Annotated in this window: 16 protein-coding genes and 1 riboswitch; of the genes, 10 read left to right on the forward strand and 6 right to left on the reverse strand. The window is 45.2% G+C overall.

The window, feature by feature from the left end:
- Positions 1–10: 10 nt before the first annotated feature.
- Complete coding sequence (gene dnaX / locus ACYQ2E_RS03170; RefSeq protein WP_460016607.1) at positions 11–1,738, forward strand: DNA polymerase III subunit gamma/tau; 1,728 nt, start codon at positions 11–13, stop codon at positions 1,736–1,738.
- 270 nt (positions 1,739–2,008) lie between these two features.
- Here the strand turns inward: dnaX and ACYQ2E_RS03175 are convergent, their stop codons facing one another.
- Positions 2,009–2,749, reverse strand: a complete 741-nt coding sequence (locus ACYQ2E_RS03175; RefSeq protein WP_460016608.1) for an amino acid ABC transporter ATP-binding protein — start codon at positions 2,747–2,749, stop codon at positions 2,009–2,011.
- 133 nt (positions 2,750–2,882) lie between these two features.
- Positions 2,883–4,463, reverse strand: coding sequence for an ABC transporter substrate-binding protein/permease (locus ACYQ2E_RS03180; RefSeq protein WP_460016609.1), 1,581 nt, complete (start codon positions 4,461–4,463; stop codon positions 2,883–2,885).
- Positions 4,464–4,602: 139 nt separating this feature from the next.
- Positions 4,603–4,771: riboswitch (Lysine riboswitch) on the reverse strand.
- Between the two features lie 207 nt (positions 4,772–4,978).
- On the opposite strand from ACYQ2E_RS03180, the gene ACYQ2E_RS03185 reads away from it, so the two are divergent.
- The 3 genes from ACYQ2E_RS03185 (at position 4,979) to tsf (ending at position 7,974) form a co-directional block, all read left to right on the forward strand.
- On the forward strand, positions 4,979–5,824 hold the full coding sequence (locus ACYQ2E_RS03185) for an undecaprenyl-diphosphate phosphatase (RefSeq protein ID WP_460016610.1): 846 nt from the start codon (positions 4,979–4,981) through the stop codon (positions 5,822–5,824).
- 194 nt (positions 5,825–6,018) lie between these two features.
- Entirely contained in the window at positions 6,019–6,810 is a 792-nt protein-coding gene (gene rpsB, locus ACYQ2E_RS03190) for a 30S ribosomal protein S2 (RefSeq protein WP_460016611.1), read from the forward strand.
- Positions 6,811–6,948: 138 nt separating this feature from the next.
- Positions 6,949–7,974 (forward strand): translation elongation factor Ts, encoded by a 1,026-nt coding sequence (gene tsf / locus ACYQ2E_RS03195; RefSeq protein ID WP_460016612.1) that lies wholly within the window; start codon positions 6,949–6,951, stop codon positions 7,972–7,974.
- 144 nt (positions 7,975–8,118) lie between these two features.
- Here tsf and ACYQ2E_RS03200 read toward each other — a convergent pair whose 3' ends face one another.
- The 4 genes from ACYQ2E_RS03200 to ACYQ2E_RS03215 all read right to left on the reverse strand — a co-directional run bounded on the left by ACYQ2E_RS03200 (position 8,119) and on the right by ACYQ2E_RS03215 (position 11,564).
- Positions 8,119–8,670, reverse strand: a complete 552-nt coding sequence (locus ACYQ2E_RS03200) for a TetR/AcrR family transcriptional regulator (RefSeq protein ID WP_460016613.1) — start codon at positions 8,668–8,670, stop codon at positions 8,119–8,121.
- A gap of 762 nt (positions 8,671–9,432) precedes the next feature.
- Entirely contained in the window at positions 9,433–10,233 is an 801-nt protein-coding gene (locus ACYQ2E_RS03205) for an HAD family hydrolase (RefSeq protein ID WP_460016614.1), read from the reverse strand.
- Between the two features lie 127 nt (positions 10,234–10,360).
- A complete protein-coding gene (gene lepB, locus ACYQ2E_RS03210; RefSeq protein WP_460016615.1) occupies positions 10,361–11,086 on the reverse strand; it encodes a signal peptidase I in 726 nt (241 codons plus the stop codon).
- 40 nt (positions 11,087–11,126) lie between these two features.
- On the reverse strand, positions 11,127–11,564 hold the full coding sequence (locus tag ACYQ2E_RS03215) for an RNase H family protein (RefSeq protein ID WP_460016616.1): 438 nt from the start codon (positions 11,562–11,564) through the stop codon (positions 11,127–11,129).
- Positions 11,565–11,961: 397 nt separating this feature from the next.
- Here ACYQ2E_RS03215 and rplM point away from each other — a divergent pair, with 397 nt between their 5' ends.
- The 6 genes from rplM to ACYQ2E_RS03245 all read left to right on the forward strand — a co-directional run.
- The gene (gene rplM / locus ACYQ2E_RS03220; RefSeq protein WP_460016628.1) at positions 11,962–12,408 is read left to right on the forward strand and encodes a 50S ribosomal protein L13; all 447 of its coding nucleotides are present in this window, start codon (positions 11,962–11,964) and stop codon (positions 12,406–12,408) included.
- 17 nt (positions 12,409–12,425) lie between these two features.
- Positions 12,426–12,818: a 30S ribosomal protein S9 gene (rpsI, locus tag ACYQ2E_RS03225; RefSeq protein ID WP_460016617.1), complete on the forward strand. Its 393-nt coding sequence runs from the start codon at positions 12,426–12,428 to the stop codon at positions 12,816–12,818.
- Between the two features lie 197 nt (positions 12,819–13,015).
- Positions 13,016–13,732 carry an epoxyqueuosine reductase QueH gene (locus ACYQ2E_RS03230; protein WP_460016618.1) on the forward strand — a complete coding sequence of 239 codons (717 nt, stop codon included), beginning with the start codon at positions 13,016–13,018 and terminating at the stop codon, positions 13,730–13,732.
- A 228-nt stretch (positions 13,733–13,960) separates the two neighbouring features.
- Positions 13,961–15,613, forward strand: coding sequence for an alpha-glucoside-specific PTS transporter subunit IIBC (locus ACYQ2E_RS03235; protein WP_460016619.1), 1,653 nt, complete (start codon positions 13,961–13,963; stop codon positions 15,611–15,613).
- Positions 15,606–16,943: a 6-phospho-alpha-glucosidase gene (locus tag ACYQ2E_RS03240; RefSeq protein ID WP_460016620.1), complete on the forward strand. Its 1,338-nt coding sequence runs from the start codon at positions 15,606–15,608 to the stop codon at positions 16,941–16,943. The genes ACYQ2E_RS03235 and ACYQ2E_RS03240 overlap by 8 nt, the downstream gene beginning before the upstream one ends.
- Positions 16,944–17,029: 86 nt before the next feature.
- Positions 17,030–17,743 (forward strand): MurR/RpiR family transcriptional regulator (locus ACYQ2E_RS03245; protein ID WP_460016621.1); only part of this gene is annotated, 714 nt, incomplete at its 3' end.

Raw genomic sequence — 17,743 nt, forward strand, 5'->3', positions numbered from 1 at the left:
AGGAGATAAAATGGCATATCAAGCACTTTATAGAAAATACCGCTCACAAACCTTTGACAGCATGATTGGTCAAGAGGTTGTGACCACCACACTAAAAAATGCCATCATGAATGACCAGATTTCGCATGCCTATCTGTTTTCCGGACCGCGCGGGACGGGCAAGACTTCGGCGGCCAAGATTTTCGCCAAAGCCATCAACTGTCCGAACCAGAAAGACGGCGAGCCCTGCAATGTCTGTGATATCTGTACCGCAATCACCCGCGGTACGCTGGAAGACGTAATCGAGTTGGATGCTGCGTCAAATAACGGAGTCGACGAAATCCGTGAAATCCGCGACAAATCAACCTATGCGGCCACAATTGCCAAGTACAAGGTTTATATCATTGACGAGGTTCACATGCTCTCCACAGGCGCTTTCAATGCGCTCCTGAAGACGCTGGAAGAGCCGACGCCGGGTGTGGTCTTCATTTTGGCAACGACAGAGCTGCAGAAGATTCCGGCAACCATCATTTCGCGTGTCCAGCGTTTTGCTTTCAAGTCGATTTCAACGGCGGATATTTGCGGGCATCTGGCGGAGGTCTTGGATGATGAAGGCATCAGTTATGAGGAGAAAGCGCTGGATGTGATTGCGCGTTCGGCCGAGGGCGGCATGCGTGATGCGCTGTCTCTACTGGACCAGGCCTTGTCATTTTCTGAGGGAAAACTGCAGGAAAAGGATGCGCTGCTGGTGACAGGTGCCATTTCTGATGAGGCGCTTTTGGCCTATGTGGACGCTTTGTCTAAATCTGACAGCCGGGCTGCTCTGACTGAACTTGACAAGATTTTTGCGGAAGGCAAGAACATGCTGCGCTTTGCAGAAGACCTGCTGAGTCATTTTCGCGATTTGCTTTTTGTAAATGAAGAAAAGTCTGAAATCCCGCATGATACGCTTTATCGCTGGATTGACACTGCCATTGACTCGATGAAAATGATTAAAGAAACCACGCAGACAAAAATTGCCGCTGATGTCATGACAATGAAACTGGCCGAGAATTTTCTTTCGCGGCCTGCGGCGATGCCTGTTAATGGTGCACAGAGCCATATAGACAGACCTGCGCAAGCAGCTCGTCCTCAGGCCGCGCAAAATCTGCCTGAGCAGCCGAAAGTTCAGGCTCAGGAAAATACGGCAGAAGCCAGCTCATATCTGGAACCATTGCCGGAGGCACCCCTGGAAAATCGGTCTGTTTCTAAGCCGAAAGTTCAGAAAAAAACTGTACCTTCAGCTCCAGTCAGCCACGAGACGATTTTCAAGGCCTTGGATGAGGCTGTCGAGGAGCCTGACGCTATCAAACAGATTCGCTCGGCCTGGCCTGAAGTCATCTCCAGTCTGGGAAGTCCGCGTGACATGGCGCTGCTCAAGGTCAGCAAGCTGGCCGCCGGCTCCAGTCGCCATCTGCTCTTGACGGTCGAGCAGGACAATCTGGCGAAGCTCATCACCAGCAATGCCTCGCTGCTGGATTCTGTCGGAAATTCGCTTTCGCTGATTTGCGGTTTTAGCCCTGAAATCATTGTTTTGGCCGAAGCAAACTGGCGTGAAATCCGCGCGGAATATGCTGCAAATTTCAAAAACGGGAACACCGCGTCTGGGGCGCAGATACAAGCTGAGGCAGAATCTGAAACTTCAGAAAAACCGGCCGGCAAAGGTGTGGAGCTGGCCCAGGAACTCTTTGGTGATAAAGTGGTTACAATTGACGATTAAATAATATAAAATTATTAACACTAAAAAGGAGAACCAAAATGGACTTCAGAAAAAAAGCTAAATTCCTCATCGCTTTAGCAGTTTTGTCGTCCGCCGGAAGCATTTCTGCCGCGGCAGCGCACTAATCTACAATGATACGGACCAATTCGGCGGGCCTGTGAAGATTAGTGAATAATAATCGATTAGGCAATTTTTTTCCAGAAAACCGCACATTAAAAATCGTAAACGAAAACCAGCCGCACATTCGGCTGGTTTTCAAATTCGCTCAAATCAATCCAAATAACGCGACAAGAACTCACGCGTCCGAACCTCCTGAGGATTGCCGAAAAGCTCATCCGGCGTGCCCTGTTCAGCAATCACGCCTTGATCCATGAAAATCACGCGGTCAGATACTTCACGCGCAAACTGCATTTCGTGCGTAACGATGACCATAGTCAGGCCGCTTTCAGCCAAATCTTTCATCGTCCGAAGCACCTCGCCGACCATTTCAGGGTCGAGCGCAGAAGTCGGCTCGTCGAAAAGCAGCACATCAGGATTCATTGAAAGCGCACGCGCAATAGCGACACGCTGCATCTGCCCGCCGGAGAGCTGAGAAGGCTTAGCCTTGCCGAATTCAGCCATCCCGACTTTTTGAAGATTCTCGGTCGCAATTTTTTCAGCTTCCGCTTTAGGCCGCTTCAGGACAGTAGTTTGCCCGACCACAACATTCTGAAAAGCCGTCAGATTCGCGAAAAGATTGAAACTCTGGAAGACCATGCCCATGTGCGTGCGGTACTGAGCCAGATTGTAGCCCTTCTGCAGAACATTCGCACCGCGGTAGATAATTTCGCCGTCCGTCGGCGTCTCCAGCAGATTAATCGAGCGCAGCAGCGTCGACTTGCCGGAGCCGGAAGAGCCGATAATCGAGATGACCTCGCCCTTGTGAACGGTCATATTAATGTCCTTCAAGACCTCGTGCTCACCGAAGGACTTTTTTAAATGCTTAATTTCTAAAACTGTTTCATTTTCCATTTTCTTACCTAACTGAGCTCAGCACGCCTGAAGCTAGGAAATTAGATGAAATTAGAACCTGCCTTCGGCAGAACCTGATTTCCCTAAATTTCTACGCTCCATAACGGGCGTGCTTCACATCTTTTTCCTTCCTTTAAATCTGCATCTGGTTGGCGCCAGAGGTCTGCGGGGTCATCGTCGTTTTACTCGTTCGATTGAGCAGGTGCTCGACCCCACGCAGAATCCGCGTAATCGAGAAAGTCATAATCAGATAAATCACAGAAATGATGAAGAAAGTCTGGAAATACTGATAATTCTGCTGCGCAATCGTATTACCCATGAAGTAAAGCTCGCTGACCGAGATAACATTCAAGACAGAAGTGTCCTTAATGTTGATGACGAACTCATTGCCGACCGACGGCAGAATATTGCGAATCGCCTGCGGCAGAACAATTTTGTACATCGTCTGCCAATGTGTAAAGCCAAGCGCATGGGCCGCTTCAAACTGCTCTTCGTCGACCGCGTAAATGCCGCCGCGCACAATTTCCGACATATAAGCCCCAGTATTGATAGAAACGATTAAGAAAGCCGCAAAAAGACGATCAATATTAAGATGCAGGAACTGAGCCGAGCCATAGTAAATCACCATTGCCTGCACCATCATAGGCGTACCGCGGAAAATTTCAATATAAACATTCAAAATCCAACCGACAATGCGCTGCACCCAGCGGGCCAGAACATTTGACGCCTTGTTCATCGTACGGAAGACACCGATTAGAAGACCAATCCCGAAACCAACGATGGTACCAATGATGGAAAGCAGCAGTGTCATGCCGACAGAGCTCAGAAGATGCTGCCAGTTCTGCTCCCAGATAAACTTGACCTGATTCCAGAAACCAGAGATTTTGTCAGGATGCGACTGGAGCTTGACCATATCGTCCATCAATTGCTCCTGGTCAGACTTCGGCCAGCTTTTAAGATAACTATTGATAGCCTTGAGGCTTGAATCATTCTTGCGCAGACCGACCGAGCAGACCATCTCAGAAGCATCCATCGTGAAGCCGTTTTTCCCGGAAAGGTCGAGGAACTTAAAGTTAGGCTGCTTGATTTCAGCCGTCAAGCCTTCAACCCGCTCAGCCACATAACCGTCAATCACGCCGGAACTGAGCGCCACACGCATGGCAGAGAAATCACCCATGGCCGGCTGTTTGCTCACACCTTTGAGCTGGTCAATCAAATCATAGTGGAAAGTCCCTTGCTGCGCAGTAATTTTAGCACCGGCGAAATCCTCAATTGTTGTCGCATTGGCGTATTTACTGCCCTTTTTGACAATGACACCCATGGTGCCTGTTTCGTAAGCCGTTGAGAAATCAATCGACTGCTCACGCTCAGGCGTAGGACTCATACCAGCAATAATCGCGTCAATTTTTCCAGAAGTCAGAGCTGGAATCAGCCCGTCCCATTTTGATTTGACAATGACCAGCTTGCGTCCGAGCTTATCAGCCAGAGCTTTCGCGACCTGAACATCGTAGCCGTTGGCATATTGGTCGGAACTCTCAATCGGATAAGCCCCGTTGGCAGCCGTATCCTGAGTCCAGTTGAAGGGCGGATAGGCCGCCTCCATCCCCACGCGGAATTCTTTTTCAGAACTGGCCGCATTTGCCTGTGGAGATGCAAATGTCAGAGTTCCAAATAAGGCGAATAACGCGATGAATGCTGTAAGTAACTTTTTCATAAATTACCCCTTTCTTTGAATAGCGTCCACATAAACTGAGTGCACACCTTATTTTATTTATGCAATAATCACATTACACAAACAAAAAATCTAGTTCAAAGAGCTAGATTTAACAGATACAAGTTATTGAAAAAATTTTTTCCAACAAAGCGCACCGCTAAATAGCGACAGTCTAACGGATATTCTCCGTTAGCCCAAGTCATCCAGCTTGCCAGCCAGACCTTTCGGCAACCTTGCCTTTCACGAGTAGTCATCGCCTTGCGGGCTCGAACACGTTACTCATCGAAGTTGCAACCTCTTTGATGTTTTTTAGTCTACCATAACTTTTTGAAGCTGTCAAGGGAAAACTGTAAAAATATCTAAAAATTATTTTTATTCTCGATTTTGCGATAAATATTCAGATGGAAATAAGACTGAAAATTGCGCATTTTACTAGTATTTCATCAATTTTCTGAAAACAGGAAGAAAAAAGTAATAATCTTGTGAAAACTGAATAATTACTATATAATAACGTCATGGACATTATCAAAGCAATTATCCTCGGCATCGTCGAAGGAATCACAGAGTGGCTGCCAATCTCGTCAACCGGACACTTGATCATTGTTGAACACTTTCTCAGCCTGAGCCAGTCAGACGCCTTTAAACTGATGTTTGATTACGTGATTCAGCTTGGGGCAATTTTATCAGTTGTCGTCATCTATTTTCATACGCTGAACCCATTTTCGCGGACGAAGACACACAAAGAGGTACAGAGAACCTGGCAATTGTGGGCAAAAATTCTAGTCGCCTGCGTACCGGCTGTAGTGATTGCACTGCCGTTGAATGACTGGTTTGACACCAATTTCAACAAATATCTGCCCGTAGCCATTATGCTGATAATTTACGGCGTAGCCTTTATCCTGATTGAGCGTTACTGGGTGCCCAACCACGAATTCACCGTCACACGGGTCGGCCAAATCAGCTACCGCATGGCCCTGATTATTGGCGGCTTCCAAGTCTTAGCACTGATGCCCGGCACATCGCGCTCCGGCGCAACCATTGTTGGAGCCCTTCTGATTGGTATCAGCCGTACAGCCGGTGCAGAATTCAGCTTCTTCCTAGGAATTCCTGCCATGATTGGCGCGAGCGGCCTGAAACTATTTAAATACTTCACGGGCGGAAACAGCCTTAATTTGTACCAGTTCTTTATCTTACTCATCGCATTCGTGGTAGCTTTCGGCGTCTCAATGTTTGCAATCCGCTGGCTGATGAATTACGTCAAAAGCCATGACTTCACATTCTTCGGCAAATACCGGATTGCTCTCGGCCTGATTTTGATTATCATTGCAATTGTTTCGGCAATGATGGGACAATCAGTTTAGATTTGAAATTACGCGAAAAATGAGCGCTCAGCCAGGGCTTAAATTTTGACAAAACAGGAAAAAATAGTATAATAAGACGTTGCCTTTTGGCGACCATTTCACATATTGGACGGACGCGGTCGTAGTGCTCAAAAAGTAGCGGCCCCGGCTGATGTCTGATAGAGGAAAAAACTATATAAAAAAGGAGAAATAACATGCCAGTTATTTCAATGAAACAGCTGCTCGAAGCTGGTGTCCACTTTGGTCATCAAACTCGCCGCTGGAACCCGAAGATGAAACCATACATCTTCACAGAACGTAATGGTATCCATGTCATCGATTTGCAGAAGACTGTAAAACTTGCTGATGATGCCTACAACTATGTTAAAAATGCAGCTAGCCAAGGTGCAATCGTTCTCTTTGTTGGTACTAAGAAGCAGGCCGCAGAAGCTATTGCAGAAGAAGCCACACGTGCAGGTATGTTCTACATCAACAGCCGCTGGCTGGGCGGAACGCTGACAAACTGGAACACTATCCAGAAGCGTATTGCAGAGCTTAAGCACATCAACAAAATGGAAGAAGACGGCACATTTGACGTCCTGCCTAAGAAAGAAGTTGTGCTTTTGAACAAAGAGCGCGAGAAACTTCAGCGTTTCCTCGGCGGTATCGCAGACATGCCGCGTATCCCAGATTTGATGTATGTGGTTGACCCTCATAAAGAGCAGATTGCTGTTAAAGAAGCAAAAACACTGGGAATTCCAGTTGTTGCCATGACAGATACAAATGCAGATCCAGATCCGATTGATGTCATCATTCCAGCAAACGACGACGCAATCCGTGCCGTTAAGCTGATTACAGGCATGATTGCAGACGCCATCATCGAAGGCCGTCAGGGTGAAGATGCTGTCGCTGAGTCTGACAATGCTGAAGAGGTTGAAGAAGCTGATACTGATGCTTCGGAAGAATCACTTGAAGCACTTCAGAATCTGGTTGAAGGTAAAGAATAAAAATGAATTGAAGACAGGCAGGACTTTAGGCTCAGAGAAATTTAGTTTTTCGGGTTTTGGTTCTGCTGAGCTCAATCTAAAGCTATGTTAGGCGAGGCGCCCGCCTCGTCTATTTTTTAAAAAGGAGATTTAACTACAATGGAAATTACCGCAAAAATGGTAAAAGAGCTGCGCGAGAAGTCCGGCGCCGGTGTCATGGATGCTAAGAGAGCCTTGGTTGAAGTTGACGGAGACATGGAAAAAGCTATGGAGCTGCTTCACGAGCGCGGCATGGCAAAAGCTGACAAGAAGGCGGACCGTGTGGCTGCAGAAGGCTTGACAGGTATTTATGTTGATGGCAACGTGGCCGCATTGGTCGAAGTAAACTCGGAGACTGACTTTGTTGCCAAGAACCAGCAGTTTGTTGATTTGGTCAATGAGACAGCTGAAGTGATTGCCAAGGGTAAGCCTGCTGACAATGCTGCTGCACTTGCACTCACAACAGCTGAAGGCAAGACTCTGGAAGATGCTTTCAAGACTGCAACTGCTACAATCGGCGAAAAGATTTCATTCCGCCGCTTTGAAGTCGTTGAAAAGACGGACGCACAGAAATTCGGCGCTTACCAGCATAACGGCGGCCGTATCGGCGTTATCGTCGTTATCGAGGGCGGCGATGAGCAATTGCCGAAAGCTATTGCCATGCATGTGGCCGCAATGAAACCAACGGTACTTTCACACGAAGAGCTCGACCTTGACTTCGTTCACGAAGAATTGGCGCATCTCAACCACGAAATTGACGAAGACAACGAAAGCCGTAAACTCGTTGACAAACCAGCTCTTCCGCACATCAAGTTCGGCTCAGCTACAGAATTGACTGACGAAATCCTTGCCCAGGCAGAGGAAGACTTCAAGAAAGAACTGACAGCTGAAGGCAAACCAGAGAAAATCTGGGGCAACATCCTGCCAGGTAAAATGGCGAAGTTCATCACAGAAAACACCAAGATTGACCAGCAATATGCGCTTCTGTCACAGCTTTACGTGATGGATGACAGCAAAACAGTTGAGAAATTCCTGGAATCAAAAGACGCCAAAGTCATCAAGTTTGTCCGCTTTGAAGTCGGCGAAGGCATCGAAAAGACAGTGAATGATTTCGCCGCTGAAGTGGCTGCTCAGGCCGGTATGTAAGCCAGCCTCTAAAAAATAGATAACAAGTAAAATGCATCAATTCTGGTGCATTTTTTCTGCGCAAAGCAGGTCAGTTTAACACAAGAAAGCAAAAAATCCGCTAAAAAATAGCGGAAACAGGATAACATTACATGGTTAAACTAATTAATCAATCGCTTCAAATCCAACCAGTGAAACAAAGAGGTCGGCCATCACAGATGGTCTCTCTCTGCGTTTGCGGCGAATCCAAGCTTGAGTCATGCCGAAAACAGCATTGGCATAATAAACTTTTCCATAAGTTTCTTCCAAGCGGCTAAGCTGGTGAGAAGGGCCGATAGAAGTAAATATCGTATCTTCAATAAGTTTGACCAGCTTCTGCAAAATGAACTCATGAATTTCTTTGCTGCCGTTTTCCGAAAGCAGAGCAGCATAAATTTCATTGTTATCAAGAAAATCATAGGTCTCATACAAAGTATCACGCAGATTAGTTCTATTCTTTTCAAACACATATTGAATTGTATTAAAAAGAATCTGCTGATAGTATTCAATCATATCATACTTATCTTGATAGTGTGTGTAAAAACTGCTTCTACTGATTCCAGCCTCTTTTACAAGTTCAGTTGTGGTAATCTGTTCAAAGGGTTTCTCTTGAAGCAGAGTTGCCATTGCATTTTTCAGCTTTTCTTTTGAACGTTGACGTCTAGTGTCAGTTGACATATTTCCATCTTTCTAGCATATTAATATATGCTCATAATTGTTTGAAGAATTTGAATGATTCACATTACGTTTTTGCAATTTTTATATTTCCAACTCTGATTTTACTAAAAATAGTATCTTTTGTCCATAAAAAAGTTGTCGAAAAACACAAAAATAGACAAAAAACGCACTTTTGTCTAAAAAGTATTTTAAATTTTACATGCCTTTTTGCAGTTAGGACGTGCAGTAATTCGTGAAATAAAGCAAAGTGTCCAAAAAATAAATAGCAATATATTATGTTAAATCAAGCAGCGACCTGTGACGTAAACATCAATTAAAGACAGGGAAATTCACTACTTGACCCGATTACCTTATAGGAAGTTTAGCAGGTGATGTGGACAGTTTATGAACAAGGTGACAAATAAAACTTAAAGAAGAAAGCTGGCCAAAGAAAATTTTTCACATTTTAACAAAAGGTCTGAAAGTGATTGAATACTCCTAAACAAATTTACGATTAAAATTTTCGCCAAATTTTGGTCGGCCGAAAAATTTTCAGAAATTTTTTTGGCCGAAATTTTCTCTAATTGAAAAAATTATTAATCACAAGGAGCGCTCAAAAAAGCTTACTTATATGCAAGTTTTTAAAGCAAAATCATTAAATTGATAGCGCAAAAGTACAATTTTCAGGCATCTATCAATAATAAATAGAGCCTGTAAAAGCTGTTAAATCAGCAGGTTACGAAAGATAGAGGTTCCGTTAGTGAGTTAAACTTATTTTACACATTACAAAAATAATTCCTGCAGTTTTTTCGCAACGCCGTCTTCTTCATTTGTCCAGGGCAAAACTTCATCAGCGTGTCCGACGAGGCGCTCCGACGCATTCTTCAACGCATAGCCGGTTTGTGCAAGCTGAAACATTTCCACATCATTGAACTCGTCGCCGAAGGCAATCAGCTGGCTGCGCTCATAACCCAGCGCTTTGAGGACGTGTTCGAGGCCGTAGGCTTTGTTCACACCGTGAGGGACGACTTCGAGAATGTCATTCGGCCCGCCCCAGGCAGAGACGGAGATTTCGTTGTGGTAATGCGCCTGCAGGGCTTTGGCTTGGCCGATACGGTCGCTGGCCCTGGAAGACAGCAGGACGCAATGCGGGTCAGTGGTTAAGCGGTCAGCTCTCAAGTGATTATAAGCTTCAAAATGGTCAACGCCGAACACAGCAGGGTCGGCTTCCTGGAAATTGTTCAGGAAGAATTTGCGCCGATATTCGGCGGCCACAAAGTTGAGGGCAAAAGTCTGCTGGTGGCGCAGCAGGTCAAAGACGAAATCCTTAGGAATGTAGCGTTTATGTGTGTATTTCCAGTTTTTATCATCCGGCAGGCCGACAAGCGCGCCGTTGAAATTGACCATTGGCGTGTGCATGTCCAGCTGCCGGTAAATATCAATGGCCAGCCGATAAGGGCGTCCCGTTGCAATGACAACGGTGTGCCCCAGTGCCTCGACCTTTTTTATGGTCTCAATCGTAAAATCGCTGACCGTTTTGCCGTCGTCGCGAAGTGTCGTCCCATCCAGATCAAGGGCAATCATCTTAGAATTTGAGTGCATAGTCTGAATATTATATCACAAATTTCCAATAAAAAGCCTGTTCAAAGACAGGTTAAATACAGATTGATGAAGAACGCTCAAAAAGTAGGCGCCGTAAGCGATACCAACCTTAATTGACAGTTCCGATTTTGTTCAGCGGCCAGAAACGAAAGAGAACTTTTCCAGTAATCTGTTTCTTTTCGAAACTGCCGACTATTCGGCTGTCAGCTGAAACAACACGATTGTCGCCCATGAGATAATACTGCCCTTCCGGCACTTTAACTGTGAAATTACCAGTAGGATTACTAATGGATTCAAAAGTAAAGGCTGCTGCATTATTGGCCGTATTTGCAAAAGAATCACGATCCCGTTGAAGAGTTGCACCTTTAGCACCGGATACAATCAGGCTTTTCTCATAGAGGGCGGCCAGTTTCTTTGTGTCAAAGAGATTCTTATATTTTTTCAGCCAAGGCTGTGAATAAAGCTTGCCATTAATTGTCAGTGTGTCATCTTTGAAAACGAGTGTATCGCCAGGCAGACCGACAACGCGCTTAACGATGGTCTTGCCGCTGGTTGAATTCAGGTCGTTGAGTTTTGACTGAGCTAAGGTTTCATTGGCCACTACGACGTCGCCGCGGGAGAAGCCGCCGACTTTGGCGACAACCATTTTCTGGCGGTCAGCCAGCGTCGGGTCCATTGACGGACCGTCCACAGTCACGCTTCCCCAAAGAAAAACACGGCTCAGCAATATAACCAGAACAAAGAGAATGAGAGGTCCCCATTCACGGATGAAGCTTTTCTTTGGTTCAGCTCGCTTTGTATGCGAACGTTTAGCTGTTGCGGATGAATTTTCCATAGAATCTCCTTTTGGAATGGCGTTGTCACAAGACAATGTTTTATTTTTTCAATAAACCAACAGCCTGTTTTGCCAGCTGGTCAACTTTTTCGTTTTCGGCCACACCGCTGTGGGCAGGGACTTTTTTAAACTCGAGAATCAGGCCCTTGTCGCGATAGAGCTGAATCGCCGCGACATACTTGACGGCAACCGGTTTTTTCGCTTTCCATCGGCCTTCGGCCCAGTCTGCCAGGCCAGTGTAATCATGGCAGATGACAATTTTGTCCAACGCCGTGAGTTTTTCCTGGTCAATCAGTGCTTTGATACCGCGAATAACTGCTTGGCACTCGCCGGCGACATTTCGCGCGCTGGCAAATTCAGGGTCAGAGCCAGAAACACTGCCTTCCAGCAGATTTTTGACGGAGTAGCCGCCGCCGTAAACGCCGGTTGCGCTGTTGAAGGAGCCGTCAGTGTACATTTCAAAAACGCGTGGGGTCATATCAATAATTCTACCACAAATTAGTCTTTTTTCATAAAAAAAGCAAGAAGACAAATTAGAGGAATCGAGTTCAGCACGCCAGAAGCTAGTAAGCAGATTCTTGGCGCTTTAGCGCTTCGAAGTCGCTTTCCCCACTACCGTGGGGGAAAATAGATGAATCGGAACCTGCCTGCGTCAGAACCGCGATTTCCTGATTTTCTACGCTCCAAAACGGGCGTGCTTCACACCTTAATTCTTGACACAAGCCTAACACTTATGTTAAGATAGTACACGGTATTTGTTTACCCCATTTTTGTGGCCCCGGAAACCCAAAAATATCTCGCAGCTCTTCAATGAGGCCGGAACTCCTGATTGTCGAGAAGCCTGTAAACAAAGAAAAACTAAGGAAAATAGAATGATCAACAAAACGACATTTATGGGCAATGCTCAAAATGCGGATCGTAAATGGTATGTCGTCGATGCGACAGACGTTCCTCTTGGACGTCTAAGTGCAGTCGTTGCCAGCATGCTCCGCGGTAAGAACAAACCAACTTTCACACCTCACGCTGATATGGGCGACTTCGTCATTGTCATCAACGCTGAAAAGGTGAAGCTGACAGGCAAGAAGTGGACAGATAAGAAATATCGCCGCCACAGTCTTTATCCTGGCGGATTGACGACTGAAACAGCGCAGGAAGTGCTGAACAAGCATCCAGAGCGTCTGGTTGAGCACGCTGTGAAAGGCATGCTTCCAAAGAACACACTCGGCCACAGCCAATACATGAAACTTCATGTTTACATCGGCGCTGAGCACAATCACGCTGCACAAAAACCTGAGCTGCTTGACATCTCAGGCATCATCTAAGAAAGGACGTACATAAAATGGCACAAGTTCAATATGCCGGCACAGGCCGTCGTAAAAATGCAGTCGCTCGCGTACGTCTCGTACCCGGCACAGGTAAAATCACGGTCAACGGCCGCGATGTAGAAGAATACATTCCAGCAGCTGAAATGCGTCTGGTTATCAACCAGCCCTTTGCAGCTACGCAGACCGAAGGCGCCTACGACACACTCGTAAACGTTAACGGCGGCGGAAAATCCGGCCAGGCTGGCGCAATCCGCCACGGTATCTCTCGCGCACTGCTCGAAGTAGACCCAGACTTCCGTCTGTCACTGAAGCGCGCAGGTCTCCTGACACGTGACGCTCGTATGGTTGAGCGTAAGAAGGCAGGACTTAAGAAAGCACGTAAGGCTTCACAGTTCAGTAAACGTTAATTTCTTGCGGCAGAAGATTTTAGAAACATTTCCAAAATTTTGGGAATGTTTTTTAATTGGAATTTCCACACACATTGGCTACAAGTGAGCGAAAAGAGGAGCCGAACGGCTGCTCCGATTATATTTGTATTGCAACTAATCCGATGAGTTTAGTCAAATCTTAAAATTATCCAGACAGAATGGTATAATAAAACGAAATGATTAACTCAACAGAAATACTTGAAAATAAAAAAGACCAAAAAGTAAATTATGACCAAATTCTCCGTAAAATGATTGAATCCTGGGAGGAACAAGAGGTTCGTCCAAAATTAATCATTCACTCTTGTTGTGCGCCCTGCAGCACTTATACACTGGAGTTTTTGACACAATATGCCGATGTGACCATTTATTATGCGAATTCGAACATTCATCCGCAGGCTGAATATGAGCGGAGAGCCCTGGTGCAGAAAGAATTTGTGGACGAGTTTAACCGGCGGACGAACAACCATGTCGCCTTTATTGAAGAAGAATACCGGCCGAACGAATTTATTCAGATGGTGCTGGCCAAAGGCTTGCAGAATGAACCTGAGAGAGGACTGCGCTGCAGCGCCTGTTTTCAGATGCGCTTGGATTTGGTGGCGAAAAAGGCCGTGGAATTGGGCTATGACTACTTCGGCAGCGCATTGACCATTTCGCCGCAGAAAAATAGCCAGGTGATTAATGAAATCGGGCTAGACGCGCAGCGGCTTTTTGACGTGAAGTATTTGCCGAGTGATTTTAAGAAAAATAAAGGCTACGAGCGCTCGCTTCAGATGTGTAAGGAATATGATATTTATAGACAATGTTACTGTGGTTGTATATTTGCGGCTAAGAAACAGGGAGTTGACTTGAAGACGGTTAATCGTGAGGCGAAATTGTTTTTAGCTGATAAATAAAGGGGCGACGGAGTATTTTAGCCTAATCAGCAGTGAAAAGTTTGGATTGGACAGTTCAGGCTTTTTTGTTTTAGATATTTATGAGAAATTTCTCAAGACTTGGTATTTTTTTCCAGATTCATCGCTTTTATCTCTAAAGCCTGATAAGGCATTGAAAAACTCAGTTTTTAGTCTAGAATAAAAGTAGTTGTAATCGATTACAAAAAATAGAAAGTGAGGTTTTCATACATGATGGAAAAAATTCAAAGATTCGGTAGCGCCATGTTTACACCTGTCCTCCTGTTTTCTTTTGCAGGTATCATGGTTGCGATTACTGTAATCTTTACAACGCCTACTCTTGTGGGAAGCATAGCAAACACGGGAACGGGCTGGTACCAGTTCTGGATGGTTGTTCAAAACGGCGCCTGGTCTGTTTTTACTCAGATGAATCTCCTATTTGTCATCGCGATTCCTATAGGCCTGGCTAAATACGCACAAGCCCGTGCAGCGATGGAGTCTTTTATCACTTATGTAACGCTGAATCTCTTCATCAGCCAGATTTTGGGCTTTTGGGGAAAGACGTTCCATGTGGATTTTGATCAGACGCCTGGAGCTGGTACAGGACTGGCAGAAATTGCGAGTGTTAAGACATTAGATACAGGTATTTTAGGTGCGATTGTCGTTGCGGCAATTGTTGTCTGGCTGCATAATAAATTCTTTAATAAGAAATTACCGGATTGGCTGGGTGTGTTCCAGGGTTCTTCATTTGTAGTCATTATCGCCTTCTTCCTGATGATTCCGTTTGCCTTCCTGCTTTGTCTGGTCTGGCCGCCCATTCAAGGGTTTATCAGTTCATTCCAGGGCTTCATGAAAGGTTCCGGCTATGTCGGCGGATTCGTCTTTATCTTTCTGGAACGTTTTCTGATTCCTACAGGACTGCACCACTTTATTTATATGCCATTCAGCTTTGGCCCAGCGTCTGTTCCGCAGGGGCTCGTCGCCTATTGGGCACAGCACATTTCACAGTTTGCAGATTCGACTAAATCGTTGAAGTCACTGTTTCCGGAGGGGCAGTTTGCACTTCAGGGAAATTCCAAAATATTTGGTGCTTTGGGAATATCATTAGCGCTATACAAGACATCTTTCAAGGAAAACAAAAAGCGCGTGTTAGCATTATTGATTCCTGCGACTTTAACCGCGATGCTGGCAGGCATCACAGAGCCGCTAGAGTTCACATTCTTGTTCGCCGCTCCGATTCTCTGGCCGATTCACGCCTTTCTGGCGGCTTCTATGGCAACGATTATGTATGCCTTCGGTGTTGTCGGAAACATGACAAACGGAATCATTGAACAGCTTGCTCTGGACTGGATTCCAATGTTTCCGCATCATGCAGGGACGGTGCTTATACAGTGGCTGATCGGGCTCATCTTTGCCGGAATTTACTTTGTTGTCTTCAGTTTCATGATTAAAAAGTTTAATTTACCAACTCCTGGCCGTGAGAAGGATAAGGCTGGTGAGGACATTCAGCTTCATTCAAAAGCCGATTACAAGGAAAGAAAATCTAAAGGAAAAACTTCTAAAGAAAAAGACCCTTACGAAGACCAGGCAAGGAATTACCTTAAATCTTTCGGAGGAACAGAGAACATTGCAAACGTCACAAATTGTGCTACCCGTTTGCGCGTGACAGTTATTGATGAAGAAAAAGTCGAGCCGGACAGTGCCTTCATGGATGGCGGAGCCAAGGGCATCATTCACCCCGGTGGAAAAATGATTCATGTTGTTGTGGGACTGGATGCGCCAAATGTCCGAGAAGTCTTTGAGAAACTTATGTCAGAAGAGGCAGAAAATTTTGCCGCTGCTGATAATACTTCAGAAAATGAGGAGAATACAAAAAATGGATAAAAATAAAAAATACTCAATTGTCATTGCCGGCGGCGGGTCAACATATACCACAGGCATTGTCTTGATGCTTTTAGCAAACTTAGACAAATTCCCAATTCGGCAAATCAAATTCTACGATAATTTGGAATCGCGGCAAAGACAAATCGGCGATGCCTGTGCCATTCTGATTAACGAGCGTGCCCCAGAAATCAACTTTGTTCAAACAATAGATCCTGAGGAAGGCTTTACAGATGTTGACTTTGTCATGGCCCAAATCCGTGTGGGACTTTATGCCATGCGTGAACAGGATGAAAAAATTCCGCTGAAATACGGCGTCGTGGGTCAAGAAACTTGTGGGCCTGGCGGTATTGCATATGGCCTGCGCTCGATTCCAGGCGTGCTGGAAATATTAGGCTATATGGAAAAATATTCTCCTGATGCCTGGATGCTTAATTATTCAAATCCTGCGGCCATTGTGGCTGAAGCAACTCGCCGTCTTTGTCCGAATTCCAAAATTATTAATATGTGCGACATGCCGGTAGTGATTAAGGACCGCATGATTGAAGTACTTGGCCTCAAATCAAGAAAAGAACTTGTTGAGCGCTATTATGGCCTCAACCACTTCGGCTGGTGGACAGCGCTTCATGATACCGAAGGCAATGATTTAATGCCTCAACTGAAAGAATATGTGGCTAAAAATGGCTATTCGCTCCCGGCAGAACTTGATCATCAGGGGTTGGATGAAAGCTGGATGGAAACTTTTGCAAAGTCCAGAGAAGTCTATGAGATTGATCCGGATACTTTGCCGAATACCTATCTGCAGTACTATTTCTTTGGGCAGGACATGGTTGCGCACACGAATCCGAATTATACACGAACCAATCAGGTCATTGACGGCCGTGAAAAAACAGTTTTCAGCATGTGTCACCGGATTGTTGAAAGAGGCAGCTCTGAAGGAGAAAATCTTGTTCTGGATGAGCACGCTTCCTACATTGTGGATTTGGCCCGTGCGCTTGCTTATAATACACGCGAAGAAATGCTCCTGATAGTTCCAAATGACGGTGCGATTTCAAATTTTGACCCGACTGCCATGGTAGAAGTACCTTGTATTGTGGGCTCCGACGGACCAGAGGCAATCACTCAGGGACAAATTCCTCGCTTCCAGAAAGGGCTGATGGAGCAGCAGGTAGCTGTTGAAAAGCTGGCAGTAGATGCTCTGCTTGAAGGCTCTTATCAAAAGTTATGGCAGTCGCTGACATTATCCAAAACCGTGCCGAATGCTAAAGTTGCCAAACAGATACTGGATGATTTAATTGTCGCAAACAAGGACTTCTGGCCAGAATTAAAATAGTATTAGACGCCTTGCTATGATATAATAATATAGAGCTGACTCGTCTACAGCTGGCTCTATATTATTATTATTTCAGGGGGGATAAAATGTCATTGGAAGATCTGGTGTGCAAACATTTGCATGAATTCGGGGATACGGACCAGTATGTAGTGGCTTGTCTTATTCAGCACCCCCATGAAATTGTCTCCGGCACAATTACTGAATTCGAGAAAAATTTTCATGTTTCTAAATCGAGCTTGCTTCGTACGTTAAAGAAACTTGGCTTCTCGGGTTTTTCAGAGTTTAAGTATTTTATTAAATCCGAGATTCATGTGGAAAAAAGTGAAAAAGAGGACATTTTTTCATCGCAATATTTAGATATAGAAAAAACACTTTCTCTCTTGAAGACAATTGATTTTTCTGAAATCACCAGACAATTGTTCCAGGCAAAGCATATCTATCTTTACACGACGGGCTTTTCACAACGTGTTGCTGCGGAAGAATTTATCAAGCAAATGATTTATCTGAAACGCCCGATTATATTTCTGCCGGAAAAAACTGAACTTGACTTGACCCTGCATATGCTGGAAGCGGGGGATGTTTTCCTTGTCTTTTCTCTCTCCGGAGAAACAAATAACATCAAAACGAATTTAGTCGAATTGAAAATGAAAGGAATAGAAATTATATCCATCACTTCTATCGGGAATAATTTCTTTACAAAGCTGGCGAATCATTCTTTGTATTATTATGCCTCAGAGTTTGTGATTTATGATGTTTCAAACCAGATTTACAGCTTTGTAGGGCTGAATATTTTATTAGAT

It is taken from the genome of Lactovum odontotermitis (genome assembly GCF_054658595.1).